We start from the raw sequence: 13,564 nt of genomic DNA on the forward strand, positions 1-13,564 counted from the left end.
GGACGTGGTCCGGCTCGAGCAAGTTCTGATTAAAAGAAGGGGTTGTAAGGATTCAGCCAAGTGCGACCGCCGTACCAGTGAGCCTTGGTGCGGTTGAAACCCTGACCACCGTTGTAGTAGTGGTAGTAGTTGCGGTGGTGCTTGTACAGAAACTCGTGCGGATTCAGCGGTGGATACGAAATGTACGTTTGCGGAACGTACGGAGGAGTCGTCACCGGAGCGGTGTACATCGCAGCCGGGTATCCGTAGTACGGATCGGCGACGTAGTACTGGTTCATGACGTCGGGGTAGACGGGTGGGCTGGCATATTCGTTCGCCTGAGCCGTCGAGCCAACCGCCATCCAGCCTGCGGTCAGGACCAGGGCGAACAAACAAGTTGTTGCAATGCGTTTCATCCGATTGATAGCTCCTGCCAAGTGCGGCAATTAGGCAACCACGCTTTTGGCCGTGGATGGGTTCTTTTAGCTTCGCCATGTACATATGTCGGGAAACTGGTCCAAACCGCCACCACTGGGTACTTCGGCAATCTGCGCGGGTCAGATAAGTCCAGACCTTCCGTCCTTGGTTAAATCGGCTATTCCGGTGGGTAGTCTGAGTCTTTATGAAGCTATCATGCCAAAAACCCCTATTCTTCCGAGTATGACAGTCATCCCCAATCTCCAGATCCTGCCGCTATCCCCGTAACCGACAAACTTTACTACAATCGTCGATTCAATCCTCTCCAGTCCCCTCTCCCTTGGGAAGGGAGAGGGGACACGATTTCATAAGAATCTCAGTCCGCGACCACAGGAGTTTCCACGTTGTCGGAAGGCGCCACCACTACTGCGAACGGAACCGCAAAGCGTAAGAAGTCTGCTCCCCGCCGCGCGACGGCCGAAACGATGGCCAAGAAGCAGCGCGAGATCTCGGTGAGCGAGTTCTTCGCCAAGAATCGCCATATGCTGGGTTTCGACAACCCGCGCAAGGCCCTGCTGACGACCATTAAGGAAGCCGTCGATAACTCGCTCGACGCGTGCGAAGAAGCAGGCATTCTGCCGGAAATCTGGGTACACGTCGAACAGACCGGCGAAAGCCGCTACAAGGCCGCCATCCAGGACAACGGGCCAGGCATTCTCAAGAAGCAAATCCCGCTGATCTTCGGCAAGCTGCTGTACGGCTCGAAGTTCCACCGCCTGCGCATGAGCCGCGGCCAGCAAGGGATCGGCATCAGTGCCGCTGGTATGTATGCCATTCTGACGACCGGCAAGCCGATTAAAATCGTCAGTAAAACAGGTGCCAAGAAGCCTGCCCACTACTACGAATTGCGGATCGATACCAAGGTCAACAAGCCCGAGATCCTTAACGGCAAGGGAGACGGCGAAGACATCCCGCCCGGCGAAAAAGGGGAGAAGTACATCGAAGACCACGGCATCGAATGGGTCACCCATCACGATCCCGAGAAGCCCGATGCCAAGCCCAAACCGATCGTTTCCGGCACGCGAGTCACGCTCGACCTGGAAGCCAAGTACCAGCGCGGCAAAGGAAGCGTCGACGAATACCTCGAGCAAACGGCCATCGCCAACCCGCACGTCACGCTGCACTACATCGACCCCAGCGGCAATCAGAAAACGTACCACCGTTCGACCGACGTCTTGCCGCCGGAAGCGACCGAAATCAAGCCGCACCCGTACGGGGTCGAGCTGGGCCGGTTGGTTTCGATGTGCAAGGAAACGACCGAATCGAGCCTGTCCGGCTTTTTAACTACGTCGTTCTCGCGCGTCAGTCCTTCGATCGCCAAGCAGATCTGCGACAAGGCCAAGCTCAGCACGCGGATGCGGGTGAAGCGGATCGATCGCGACCATGCCGAGCACCTGTACGCGGCGATTCAAGACACGAAGATCTCGAACCCGACGACCGACTGCATCGTGCCGATCGGCGAAGAGCAACTGCTCAAAGGTCTGCATAGCGTGGTGCCGGCCGAGTTCTACGCCGCCGCGACCCGTCCGCCGGCCGTTTACCGGGGCAATCCATTCCAGATCGAAGTCGCCCTGGCTTACGGCGGCAACGTCGAAACGCAGAAGATCACCAAGGATCTGCTGAAAGAACTGCTGTACGAAACCGATGCCCGCACCGTGCGGCAGTTTTTGATCCTCACGTTCAATGGCCTTGGCCCCGATGCGGCCGACAAGATCATCAAGCAGTCGAAGGTCGGCACGCGAAAGAGCCCCAACAAGCTCAAGCCGAAGGAGATCGACCACCTCTTCGAAGCGATGCAGAACGTCAACGTCAACGAGGGGCAGTCGATGCAGGTTTACCGGTACGCCAACCGCGTGCCGCTGCAGTTCCAGCACGGCGACTGTGCGATCACCAAGACCATCGCCCAGACCAACTGGCGTTCGTATGGCCTTTCGCAGTCGCGCGGCAACTTGCCCAGCGGCCCGGTCACCATCATGGTACACATCGCCAGCGTCTGGGTTCCCTTCACCAATCAGGCCAAGGAAGCGGTTGCCAGCTACGATGAAATCCAGAAGGAAATGCGGCTCGCTTTGCAAACCGTCGGACGCAAGCTCGGCATGTTCCTCCGCCGCCGCATGAAAGTGAAGCAGCAGGCGGACCGCCGCAGCATCTTCCGCCGTTACCTGGGCGAAGTCGCCCAGGCCGTCAGCGACATCAACGGTACCGATAAGGAAGACATCTACGAAAAGCTACTGGAAGTCGCCAAGAAGAAGACGGCCGAAGCGGACATGGTCCTCGACGAAAGTGGCAAGGCCGTCGATCCGTCGCTCGCCAATTACGGCGGCGGCGTGCTGATCGTCGACAAAGATGACGACGCGATGCTGGCCGACATGCTCAATCGGCCGACCGAGTCAGAAACCAGCGCGGCGGCTTCGGACAAGCCGAAGAGCAAACAGACCGATTTGTTCGACGAAGAAGACGGCGACGAAGATTAGCCGTGTCGTGACAAGACGCAATCACGCAGGTCATTCTGGGCCGTGAGTTGACGGCTGCAATGGTTCTCATAACTCGCTTAATTTTCTCAACACTTATCCGCCACTCTAGGGGCTTCTGTCGTAAAGGTTTTCTAGAGTCTGGATATCTTTCACCATCGGATCCCCCCTCCGGTATTGTGGGCGGTGCCATGCCGGTTAGCACGTTACGGACAATTCTTCTCTTTTCCTGATTAAATTGCATTGACACAAACTCTTCAAGGAGATATCACGGGATAGTGGGCGTATTGCCCCATTTTCATTTTTATCCCGTTCTCCTGCGTCTTTACTAAGGACTTCCCCATGAAAAAGCGAGCCTTCACGCTCGTCGAGCTGCTGGTGGTCATTGCCATTATTGGCGTTCTGATTGCCCTCTTACTGCCTGCGGTTCAGCAGGCACGCGAAGCTGCGCGGCGCATGCAATGCAACAACAATCTCAAGCAAATCGGTCTGGGCCTGCACAATTTCCATGACACGTTCGGCGAATTTCCCGCCGCTTACAGCTTCAACGATCAGGCCAACGCGGCCGCGTGGGTCAAAGCCTGGGGCTGGGGCGCACGGATCTTGCCATTCATTGAGCAATCAGCCCTGCACGATCAGTTGGGTGTGACGACCCAAGAATTCAACACGCTTTTGCCGGGCAACAACTCTTCCAGCTGGCCAGCCGCAGGGGTTGCCCTGATGCGAACGCCTCTGGACGCGTACATCTGCCCCAGCGATCCCGGCGACGACATCAACACTTCGGTCGACTTCTGCCATACCGGAGGTCCCGATACGACCAAGCCTGCCAAAAGCAACTACGCCGGCGTGATGGGACACTACACGACCAACTGGAATGCATCGGCCACGGCCGCCGTCCCTAACAAGCACGGTATGATGAATCCTCAGAAGGGGATCCGCATGGCCGACATCACCGATGGAACCAGTAACACGTTTGCCATTGGCGAACGCGACTCTCTGCATCACGCAGCCTACTGGGTTGGCACCGGCAATGTGAACTCCGAAGACTCCTGGTCTTCCCCTAAGGCTATCGGTCGTACGTTTGGCCAAAAGGTAAATCAGCCGCTGGTGGGACGTTTCTACCTGGCGTTCTCCAGTCTGCACCCAGGCGGCGCGAACTTCCTCTATGCCGACGGCAGCGTTCATTTCATCAGCGAAACGATCGACTCCCGCGAAGGGCTCAAGAACGACGGTAACCCGGCTGCCTGGTACGACTCGTACGACTCGCTCGATAAGTCGACTGTCGGCGTTTATCAGAAGCTGGGCCTGCGCGATGACGGCCAGCCTCTTGGTTCGTACTAAACACGCAGGGAGGTTTTCACATGCACAAGATGACACTACGCGCCTGCGGGCTCTCTAAGCTACTGTCCGCTGTCCTTTTGGCAGCGGCGGTCGGTTGCGGTGGCAGCGGTTTGCCGTCATTAACCGGTACGGTCACAATTGACGGCAAACCGGCGCCAGCCGGTGTGGCGATTCAGTTCTCACCCATCGCTGAAGGAGGCTCCCCTTCCTACGCACAGACCGATGAACAGGGAAAGTACGAGGCCCAGTTCTCGTTCAACAAGACAGGCATCCAGCCTGGCGAGCACTCGGTCAAACTGATCCCCGGCTCGGTCGTAACCCCGATGCCGGAGATCGGCCCCGATGGCCGCCCGGTCGGACCACCGCCCAAGAACCCTTTGGCAAATCTCCCCAAATCTTACTGGGAAGAGATCGAAGTGATTCAGGTCGATGCCGGCAGCAACACGCATGATATTGCGCTAGTGTCGGAGTAAGAGACTAAACCCGAGCCGTGTGATTACACATTCTCCACCGTCGGGTGCATCCAGTCGCCGCGGTACTCGCGGGCCAACAGCTGGTTTGCCTCGTCGTCTCCCTTCACGTTGCCTGATTCGGCGTCCCACGCTAGGCTGCGGCCGAGCTGCAGGGACATGTTGGCCAGGATGCAGCTGGCGGTAGAGATGTGTCCTTGTTCGATGTCGGCCACGGGGCGGCCGCGCTCTTCAATCGCTTTCAGGAAGTCGCGCTGGTGGGCCCGGTTGGCGGCGGCGACGTGTTGTTCGAGGTCCTTCTCGTGCTCGTCTTCCGGGTACTTATCCCACTCGGTCTTCGGCGCGCCTGTAAGGGTCGCTTCCTTCTTGCCTTTGGGGAAGAACTCGTACTTGTTCACGCTCGCTTTCAAGGTTCCCTTGTCGCCGTACAGAAACACGGCCCACGGGTAATCGCGGTCAGGGGCATCGCCGTAGGTGCGATGCGTCCAGACGACGTCCAACTGGTCGAAATCAAACGTCGCGACCTGGGTGTCTGGCACGTTGCCGGTGGCATCGGTGTACACATACGTTCCGCCGCGGCTGTTGACGCTGTTGGGCCAGCCCAGATCGAGCATCCAACGAACCGTGTCGAGCATGTGGATGCACATGTCTCCCATGATCCCGTTGCCGAACTCCTGGAACATTCGCCAGCTGCGCGGGTGCATCACCGGGTTGAAAGGCAGCTTCGGGGCCGGACCGGTCCACATCTCGAAATCGAGATACTCCGGCGGTGGGCAATTTTCGGCCTTGCGATTGCGCCCCATGCCGTAGTAGCAGCAAATCTCGGCGTGCCCGATCGTGCCGAGCAGGCCCGCATTAATCACCTTATCGCGGGCCTCGATCAGATGCGCCGTGCTCCGCCGCTGGGTGCCAACCTGTACGACGCGATCGTACTTGCGAGCCGCGGCTAACATCGCCTGGCCTTCAACGATATCGCGGCTGATCGGCTTCTGGCAGTAAACGTCCGCCCCGGCCTGGCAGGCCTCGATCATCGCCAGTGCGTGCCAATGATCCGGCGTGCCGACCAGGCAGATATCGAGATCCTTCTCGGCCAGCATTTTCCGATAGTCGCCATACTGCCGCGGCTGCTTGCCTGACTTCTGCCGCGAAGCCACCAGTTCGGCCGCCCCGGTGAGCATCTGCGAATCGACGTCGCAAAGCGAAACGACTTCCACCGGAGCTACCTGAATCAACCGCATCAAGTCGCACTTGCCATACCACCCACAGCCAATCAGCCCGACCCGCTTTGGCTTAATGTCAAGCAGATCCTGCGCCCAGGTCGACCGAGGCAGCGAAGAAACAGCAGTCACAGCGGCAGCCGTCGTAAGAAACTGGCGACGATCCATGAGGAGGCTCCTGGAGAAAAGACTGGGGCAAGGGTGCGGATGCGATTATTGTACTTTAAGATGAGACGAAGACACGAACAATCAAGGTGGCCTAGCGCAACCTTTGGGTCAACCTTCGTCAGGCATGCCACGATTCGGGAGATGTCTTCTTGCTGTTCCTCTTTGTATTCACCATTTTCGTGTTGGTCGGCGGCTTCACGCTGCTGCTGCTCGCATCGCTCGGAGATTGGCGGCGCCTGGCGAAGTCCTTTCATGCCCGCCACAAACCAGACGGGAAGACTTTTCACTTTCGCAGCGCCGCCGTCGGAATGGTTTCTTATGGGAACATTCTGACCGTCTGCATTTCGGCCGAGGGGCTTTACCTTGCCGTCTTCTTTCCGTTTCGCCCCATGCACCCGCCACTGCTGATTCCCTGGGAAAAAATCACCGCGGTGCGCGAGAAGAATACCTTTTCGCAGCGGAGATATCGACTCAGCATTGGGTCGCCCGAGTGGGCCAGCCTGACTTTGCCGGAAGATATCGTCCGCGAGATCAAGTCTTTCATGGCTGAGAAAAAGTCAACTTCGGACGAGCCGCTGGTCCAATCAGAATAGGGGAACCGCCGTCTTGCCGATTACGTCACAGCGCCGACGCGGCAGTGCTAACAGTGAAGAAGAGTAGTTTGTCAAACATCATCTGATTATCATATTGCTACAACCTCTCTTAACCTCTGCCAATGACAAAGAAGACATGGCAAAAAAACAAGTCCAGCCAGAGAATTCCAAATCGAGCCAACAACAAAAGACGTGCTTTATTGTTACGCCGATTGGTGCCAAAGATTCGGCGACCAGACGTTCTGCGGAAGGTTTATTAAATGCAGTCATTCGACCTGTGATGGAGGACTTGGGTTACGACGTTAAGGTTGCCCATGAAATTGCCACTCCAGGCTCTATAACAAAACAAGTTATTGAGTTGTTGCTTTCAGCCGAGGTGGTGATCGCTAACTTGACTGACTTGAACCCAAATGTAATGTACGAACTGGCAGTGAGACATGCTAAGCGACTACCCGTCGTGTCATTCGCAGAGGACGGAACAAAACTTCCATTCGATATCGCGGACGAAAGAACAATCTTCTACCAAAACGATCTATACGGAGTAGACGCTGCTTCACGAGCCTTAAGGGAATCAATTGAAGTTGTTACGCAGGAAGATTACAGCTGCGACAACCCAATCTATCGTGCAGCCACGTCTCTCTTAATTCAGGTATCTCCTGATACCCCTGAACCTGACAAGTACTTGGCGAAACGAATGGACTCAATAGAAGCAGCAATTCAAGATATCGCCAGACAAGGAGGTGAAATGGGGGCTTCCGCTTCCAGTAGCCGTGCCCGCGTGACTGGGCGAAAAATAAAGTGGATCATCGAAGGTGACAACGAGGAACTAGCCCAACTCAAGAAGAGTCTGTCTCAAGTACCTTATGTAAGCTATGTGACTTTGAAAGGATCGAGGATGTCCTTTGTTCAAACATCAGACAACTATCAGCTAGAACGAAGAAAGATCGATCGAATACTCGATGCCTTTAATGCAACGGTCGTGAACAAGGTTACCATGCACGAATGACAGCTAAGACACGAAACAAATACTTTGCCCTAAATGGCGCCAATGAGCTTGAAACGGTGTTCGCAACTGAATTGTAGCGAGAAGATAGCACAGAACTCCTACCACCTAATTTCCATCCCAGCCTTGCTATGAAATACAACACTCTTCTAGTCTCTTTCCTGGCTTCGTTCACTCTCTTCGGCCTATTGGCCGTTCCTTCTTTCTCGGCCGATCGCCCGAACATCGTGTGGATCTTCGCCGAAGACATGAATGACTGGATGGGCTGCTACGGCGACGACACCGTACCCACGCCCAACATCGACGCACTCGCCAGCGGCGGCGTGCAGTTCCATCGTGCTTACATGCCGGCCGGCGTTTGTTCGGCGACGCGTTCAGCGATTGCCTTGGGCGCGATGCAAACGAGCCTGGGCGTTCACAACCATCGCAGCTCGCGTCAGCGCTACCCCGGCGAAGAGATCCGTCTTCCCAAGGAGAACAAGACGGTCTACCAAACGCTACGTGCCGGCGGCTATCACGTGATCAACTACGGCCCCAAGAGCGACTTCAATTTCTTATGGGCTTCGCAGAATGAGAAAGAACTGAACCGGCCCAAGGGGACCAGCGCGATCCCTGCCGAGTCAGACGAAGATTTGCTGTACGACGTGAACGTGCTTGCCTGGGCACCGTCAGGCAACCTGCTGCCGCAGCTACTCAAAGAGTGCCCCGACGATAAACCGGTGTTCCTTCAGCTGCAACTCAAGGGAGGAAAAAACAGCGGCAAGTTCGAAGGCTTTCCCGCCGGAAAGACCTCGCCTGAGGACGTCGAGGTGATGCCCTACTATGCCGATCTGCCCAGCGTTCGAAGCGAGATCGCGCATCACTACGACTGTATCCGCCAAACCGACGAAGAGCTCGGGCAGATCGTGAAGACGCTCAAAGAGCACGGCTTCGACAAGAACACCGTCGTTTTCTTTTTCACCGATCACGGCATGAAACTGCCGCGGCACAAACAGTGGCTCTATGAAGGGAGCATCCGCGTTCCCTTGGTGATCGCCGGGCCAGGCATCCCGGCCGGTACCACGCGCGACGACCTGGTCAGCGGCATCGACATCACCGGCACCACGCTCGCCCTGGCAGGGATTCCGCAACCCAAGCACATGGAAGCGAAGGACTTCTTCGCCAGCGACTTCCAGCGAGACTTCGTCATTAGTGCCCGCGACCGCTGCGACTACACTATCGAACGCGTCCGCGCGGTCACCGGCCAGCGGCTGAAATACCTTCGCAACTTCAAGACCGATCGTCCCTTCATGCAGCCCCAATACCGCGACGGCCAGGCGTTCATGAAAGACCTCAAAGCATACTACCAGGCCGGCAAAATGAACGATATCGAAAGCTTCATCATGTCGGAGACGCGCGTGCCGGAAGAACTGTACGACCTGAAAAACGATCCCGACGAAATCCACAACCTGGCTACCGATCCGGCGTACCAAGAGCAACTCGAAAAGTACCGCGGCATTCTCGACCAGTGGATCGAGCAAACCGGCGACCAAGGGCAATACGACGAATCGGTCGCGTCGCTCAAAGGGGTGCTGAAACAATGGAGCAAGCAGGCCGTGAACCCGGAGTATGACAAGGCGCGGTAAGGGGACGACCAATCATGTGGCCATTTCGACGCAAAAGTTCCAGGCCAGCACCAACTCCGCCTGCCGTTGTTGAGCTTCCACCTCAGGAGCCTGACGATCCATTTGGTTTCGGTTACAAGAACACGTGGTGGGCGGTTCCGTCCGTCGACATGCAGGCCGTGGTGACCGCTTTTGGCCTGCAGAACTCTCAGCCAGCCAATTGGCGGTCTGGCATCGCGAATGCCTACGATCGCTCGGTGTTTGTTACGCCGGCGGTCGATGGCTGGACCCTGGTGACAGGTTTTGAACTACCGCCGTCGAACAACGACGTACGCCGTGAAGTCGCCCAACCGCTGGAGGAACTCAGCCAAACTTTCGGCGAAGCTCAGGTATTCTCAACCCACCGAATCGTGGACTATCACGTTTGGGCGAAGGCCGTTCAAGGGAAGCTGATTCGCGGATACGGCTACCTGGGCGAATCAGGTGAAACGTTATGGAACGCTGGAGACTTAACCCCCGAAGAACAGTCGCTGGGCATCGCGTTCGTTGACGAAAGGAGCCTGAAAGACGAAGAAGAGTCGTATTGGGAACGCGATGATATCCAAACCGCGTCAGAAGACGACGTAATGAACGTCGCCCGAGCATGGTCTGTCGCCCCTTGTGATTTCAAGAATTACAAACCGCGGGAAAGAAAACTGGGCATCCTCGGCAGTCACTCGGAACTGTTTACAAGATTTTTTCCGTAGCGAAGTATTCGGACCGCTTAACAGGAGAAGCTTGCTTGTTCGCCTTCGTACTGCTCATCGGCTTCGCACTAATCGCCTGCTCCACGATGGCGGTGATCGCTTTTCTAGGTGATTGGGGGCTTTTGGCAAAAAGCTTTCGTGCCCGCGAGAAGCCCGACGGAAAGTATTTCTACTTTCAAAGTTGCGGCATCGGGATGGCTGGATATCGGAATATGCTGGCCGTCGGCGTGACGGACAAGGGACTGTACCTGGCCGTGTTCTTTCTGTTTCGCCCAATGCACCCGCCACTGCTGATCCCGTGGAGCGAGATTAAAGAGGTGCACGAGAACAAGTTCTTTTCGTGGCGGAATTATTACCTCAGCATCGGTTACCCCGAGTGGGCCAGCGTGACGTTGGCTGAGAACGTCATGAACGAGGCGCGCCAGTACCTGGGCGAGAAGGTTGCGAGCCCATGAAGCAGGCGAGGAAAGCGTTTGCCAACCCGGGTAAAGACCACGCTTCATCAAGTATCGAACCTCATGAAAAGCTCAGCCGTACCATTGGCTGAACAAAACCAGCGCGCGCACTATCTTCTAACACCCTCAGGCTGGTATACCTAAGCCATGCAAGGGGACTGTTCCCCAAAAGCTACGTACATCACACAACCTCCTAGCCCCAACGGGGCGACAGATAATAGCCAGGGGCGCAAGCCCCTGGTAATTCATTCGAGAAAACTCTAGCCCTGTAAGGGCGACAGAATCGAAACCCATTTCACGATTATGCCGCCCTTTCAGGGCTTCGGAAAAAATTCAATCCAACGAGCATCACCATGTCATCAACCCCAGCACAAACGGATCGCCGCGGATCGCTCTCGCCTGAGAGCGGACCGCAGGTCGTCGTGCGCGCTGGGAAGACATTCGTGTGCTCGGCCTGTGGGACGTTGGTGGAAGTGCCGGCGGACGTCGTCGGCCAGTTGGTCCTCGCGGTCGATCCTTCGCCGCAGGACGAACCAGTCGAGACCGAGCCTGAGGGTAGGGTTCCTGCTAAAGCGAAGACACGCCCTTCTCGGCCAAAGAAGATCAGGCCAGCGCGGCCATCACGGCCGAAACGTCCTGAGCAACCAGAGCGTGTTTCTCTCGTTGGCGAAATCATTGACGGGCTCCGCGTGCCCTCTGGGAAACAGTTGGACCGCGCGCTGGCGTGGGTTTCGTTTCACTTGAAAGTGCTCGACCGCCAAGGGAGCGAATTGAAACGTCTGCAGAAACTGCTCAAGCAGCGCTCGATGGATCGGGTGCCCCGCTCAAGTCCGCTTGGGCGTGCGAAGGAGGTCGCCGCAGAAGTATCGATTGGCACTCTCGCAGGCACAAAGCCAAGACACGCCCACGCGGACTTGGGCGTGGCACCCACCGTGGGCAACACGAAAGAACGCGGGCCTCCCTGAATTCCCTCGCGAAATCTTGGGCAATTTCGGAAGCGTTTCGTAGAATTGACTTTCATGCCGGTCGCCCAGGTGCGCTTATTCTTTTCAAGACGAGTCAGGGCAGATGCCATGCGAAATGCGATTCTCGTTCCCGCAGTGATCTTCTCGCTTATTGGCGCTGGCTCTTTGGCGGCGGAAAAGGGGACAATCACGTGCGGGGCCCCTTACATGGGGACCGACAATGGCGCCGTGATCGTGGCGACCATCACGCGCGTGCTGGACAAGAAAGCTACCAATGGTCATCCGCCTCAGCTCCAGTTGCAGGTCGAGGAAGTCCTGCGTGGCGAGTTGAAGCCCAATCGATACCTGGCGATCTGGTCGCCTCCTCCGCATGATATCGACTATGGGGACGTGGTGACCAATCCGCGTTACATCCAGTGGCGAGCGACACCACTGGCAGCGCCCAAGGTGGATACGAAGTGGATCCTCTGGGGAGAGATGAGCCCCGCGAATCGACAGCCGAACAGCGTGCCTGTATTTCGAACCAACCCATTCCATTGTTATGCGTATTCGGCAGAACGGCGTGCCTGGTCGATCGAGCAGATCCGCGCAGGCCAGCAGCGACAACGGGACTATGCAAAGCAAAAGGAGATGGAGAAACGCCATTGGGAGTCGGCCCTGGCAAGTTGGCAGGCCAATTTCACGGAAAAGAAGATTGGCGAGCTGAGCCAACAGGCCGATGTGATCGTTGTCGCCAAGGAAGCCGGGTATTCAAGTTCCCCCAAAAAGCAGACTCGGTTCACGTTTCGAGTCTCACAGGTTCTCAAGGGAAATCTGCGTCAGCCGTTTGAGCGTGACAAAACGTGGATCTACGTGTCGACCGAAGGGACCCTCACGCAGTTGTTACAGCGGCAGGGTCATCAATTGCCGGACTACGAGTGGATTCTGTTTCTAACCCATACAGGGCTGGTCCCGTCGCGCGCGACAGGTAGCCCTGACCATTATCAAATGCTCGACAACAATTCAGGCATCTTCGCGGTAGATCCATCCCATGTAGAAGCGATCAGCAAGATTCTTGGCAAGTGAAAGCCACGTAAAGAATTCTGGTAATCTTCTCCGTTGGCATCCGGGTTGCACTAGTTGGGATTGGTTCGGCCCCCCCTGGCAAGTTACGATAGGGGTAGGCGGCTCGAATGCATCAACGAACATTGACGTGACCTCATTGCCTGCTCTCACCGGGCAACCTTACGGAGCAATAGTATGGCCAAGATGGTGGACGCCATCGACCGGTTTAACAATTCAGTTCGCACGCTGTTGATCTTGCTGCTGCTGATCGCGTTCTCGACCGTTTCTTATTACGGTTGGTCGGTCTACAACGAAAAAGAATTGGAGATCGCCGCGAAGGAGAAGGAGATCCAGCAGCACGTCGCGAAGATCGGCGAGCTGGAAGACGAGATCGACCTCTTGGCCCTGCGGCTGAAACTGCTGAAGGTCGACCGCCGCGTCGGACAACTTTCGGTGATCAGCCAAGAGCAGCCTGACGACGCCCAACGCGTGCAGTCGATCATCGAGTTCGTCGAACTGAACGAACAAGGGCAACCGATCACCGAGCCGCAACAGTTCAAAATCGACGGCGACATGGTCTACGTGAACGGCAAGGTCGTGAAGTTCGAGGACGAACTGGTCGAAACGAACGACCCGCTACGGTCCGCTTCGATCTTCATCCTGCAGAAGATCTACGGCGAACATCAAAAACCGATCGACGGATTCACGATCGATAAGGAAGGGGAGCGGCCCGAGGCTTATGGCCTGCGGGACAAGCCCAACGAGTTTGAGCAGAAAATCTGGAGCAACTTCTGGGACATCGCCAACGACCCCGTGAAAGCTGCCGAGTACGGCGTCCGCGCCGCGAGCGAGCAATCGGAAGGAATGCGGGTTCGGCCTGGCAAGAAGTACGAAGTCGAAATCCGCAGCAGCGGTGGTCTTTCGATCAACCCGCTGCCGGAACGGAAATCGACTTAAAGATAATGAGGGTGCCCCAGAGAGCATCTCTGGGTGACCGCAGGGAACAAGCGGCTCATGTATGGACGTTCATG

Annotated in this window: 13 protein-coding genes; 11 read left to right on the forward strand and 2 right to left on the reverse strand. The window is 56.5% G+C overall.

The features are described 5' to 3' along the window. Positions 1–29: 29 nt before the first annotated feature. Positions 30–395 carry a hypothetical protein gene (locus Pan97_RS25325; RefSeq protein ID WP_144977726.1) on the reverse strand — a complete coding sequence of 122 codons (366 nt, stop codon included), beginning with the start codon at positions 393–395 and terminating at the stop codon, positions 30–32. Positions 396–800: 405 nt separating this feature from the next. Between Pan97_RS25325 and Pan97_RS25330 the strand changes: the two genes are divergently transcribed. The 3 genes from Pan97_RS25330 (at position 801) to Pan97_RS25340 (ending at position 4,741) form a co-directional block, all read left to right on the forward strand. After that, positions 801–2,930 carry a DNA topoisomerase VI subunit B gene (locus Pan97_RS25330; RefSeq protein ID WP_196782216.1) on the forward strand — a complete coding sequence of 710 codons (2,130 nt, stop codon included), beginning with the start codon at positions 801–803 and terminating at the stop codon, positions 2,928–2,930. Positions 2,931–3,269: 339 nt separating this feature from the next. Continuing rightward, positions 3,270–4,268, forward strand: a complete 999-nt coding sequence (locus tag Pan97_RS25335) for a DUF1559 family PulG-like putative transporter (RefSeq protein WP_144977728.1) — start codon at positions 3,270–3,272, stop codon at positions 4,266–4,268. 20 nt (positions 4,269–4,288) lie between these two features. Then, complete coding sequence (locus Pan97_RS25340) at positions 4,289–4,741, forward strand: hypothetical protein (protein WP_144977730.1); 453 nt, start codon at positions 4,289–4,291, stop codon at positions 4,739–4,741. A 23-nt stretch (positions 4,742–4,764) separates the two neighbouring features. Here Pan97_RS25340 and Pan97_RS25345 read toward each other — a convergent pair whose 3' ends face one another. Further along, positions 4,765–6,123, reverse strand: coding sequence for a Gfo/Idh/MocA family protein (locus Pan97_RS25345; RefSeq protein WP_144977732.1), 1,359 nt, complete (start codon positions 6,121–6,123; stop codon positions 4,765–4,767). A 149-nt stretch (positions 6,124–6,272) separates the two neighbouring features. Here Pan97_RS25345 and Pan97_RS25350 point away from each other — a divergent pair, with 149 nt between their 5' ends. The 8 genes from Pan97_RS25350 (at position 6,273) to Pan97_RS25385 (ending at position 13,490) form a co-directional block, all read left to right on the forward strand. Then, positions 6,273–6,716: a hypothetical protein gene (locus Pan97_RS25350; RefSeq protein ID WP_144977734.1), complete on the forward strand. Its 444-nt coding sequence runs from the start codon at positions 6,273–6,275 to the stop codon at positions 6,714–6,716. A gap of 136 nt (positions 6,717–6,852) precedes the next feature. Beyond that, complete coding sequence (locus Pan97_RS25355; protein ID WP_144977736.1) at positions 6,853–7,722, forward strand: hypothetical protein; 870 nt, start codon at positions 6,853–6,855, stop codon at positions 7,720–7,722. 128 nt (positions 7,723–7,850) lie between these two features. Next, a complete protein-coding gene (locus tag Pan97_RS25360) occupies positions 7,851–9,344 on the forward strand; it encodes a sulfatase family protein (RefSeq protein ID WP_144977738.1) in 1,494 nt (497 codons plus the stop codon). 14 nt (positions 9,345–9,358) lie between these two features. Further along, positions 9,359–10,069: a DUF3597 domain-containing protein gene (locus Pan97_RS25365; protein ID WP_144977740.1), complete on the forward strand. Its 711-nt coding sequence runs from the start codon at positions 9,359–9,361 to the stop codon at positions 10,067–10,069. 35 nt (positions 10,070–10,104) lie between these two features. Next, entirely contained in the window at positions 10,105–10,524 is a 420-nt protein-coding gene (locus tag Pan97_RS25370; protein WP_144977742.1) for a hypothetical protein, read from the forward strand. A 353-nt stretch (positions 10,525–10,877) separates the two neighbouring features. Then, entirely contained in the window at positions 10,878–11,489 is a 612-nt protein-coding gene (locus Pan97_RS25375; RefSeq protein WP_144977744.1) for a hypothetical protein, read from the forward strand. Between the two features lie 108 nt (positions 11,490–11,597). After that, complete coding sequence (locus tag Pan97_RS25380) at positions 11,598–12,554, forward strand: hypothetical protein (RefSeq protein WP_144977746.1); 957 nt, start codon at positions 11,598–11,600, stop codon at positions 12,552–12,554. Positions 12,555–12,728: 174 nt separating this feature from the next. Further along, positions 12,729–13,490: a hypothetical protein gene (locus Pan97_RS25385; protein WP_144977748.1), complete on the forward strand. Its 762-nt coding sequence runs from the start codon at positions 12,729–12,731 to the stop codon at positions 13,488–13,490. The last annotated feature ends 74 nt before the right edge of the window (positions 13,491–13,564 follow it).

The sequence above is a fragment of the Bremerella volcania genome (assembly GCF_007748115.1).
Taxonomy (GTDB): domain Bacteria; phylum Planctomycetota; class Planctomycetia; order Pirellulales; family Pirellulaceae; genus Bremerella; species Bremerella volcania.

Excerpts from the sequence above, each read along its gene's own strand:
- Pan97_RS25335 (WP_144977728.1), top strand. The coding sequence starts at position 3,270 with ATGAAAAAGCGAGCCTTCACGCTCGTCGAGCTGCTGGTGGTCATTGCC.
- Pan97_RS25340 (WP_144977730.1), top strand. The coding sequence starts at position 4,289 with ATGCACAAGATGACACTACGCGCCTGCGGGCTCTCTAAGCTACTGTCC.
- Pan97_RS25365 (WP_144977740.1), top strand. The coding sequence starts at position 9,359 with ATGTGGCCATTTCGACGCAAAAGTTCCAGGCCAGCACCAACTCCGCCT.
- Pan97_RS25355 (WP_144977736.1), top strand. The coding sequence starts at position 6,853 with ATGGCAAAAAAACAAGTCCAGCCAGAGAATTCCAAATCGAGCCAACAA.
- Pan97_RS25380 (WP_144977746.1), top strand. The coding sequence starts at position 11,598 with ATGCGAAATGCGATTCTCGTTCCCGCAGTGATCTTCTCGCTTATTGGC.
- Pan97_RS25375 (WP_144977744.1), top strand. The coding sequence starts at position 10,878 with ATGTCATCAACCCCAGCACAAACGGATCGCCGCGGATCGCTCTCGCCT.
- Pan97_RS25345 (WP_144977732.1), bottom strand. The coding sequence starts at position 6,123 with ATGGATCGTCGCCAGTTTCTTACGACGGCTGCCGCTGTGACTGCTGTT.
- Pan97_RS25360 (WP_144977738.1), top strand. The coding sequence starts at position 7,851 with ATGAAATACAACACTCTTCTAGTCTCTTTCCTGGCTTCGTTCACTCTC.
- Pan97_RS25385 (WP_144977748.1), top strand. The coding sequence starts at position 12,729 with ATGGCCAAGATGGTGGACGCCATCGACCGGTTTAACAATTCAGTTCGC.
- Pan97_RS25325 (WP_144977726.1), bottom strand. The coding sequence starts at position 395 with ATGAAACGCATTGCAACAACTTGTTTGTTCGCCCTGGTCCTGACCGCA.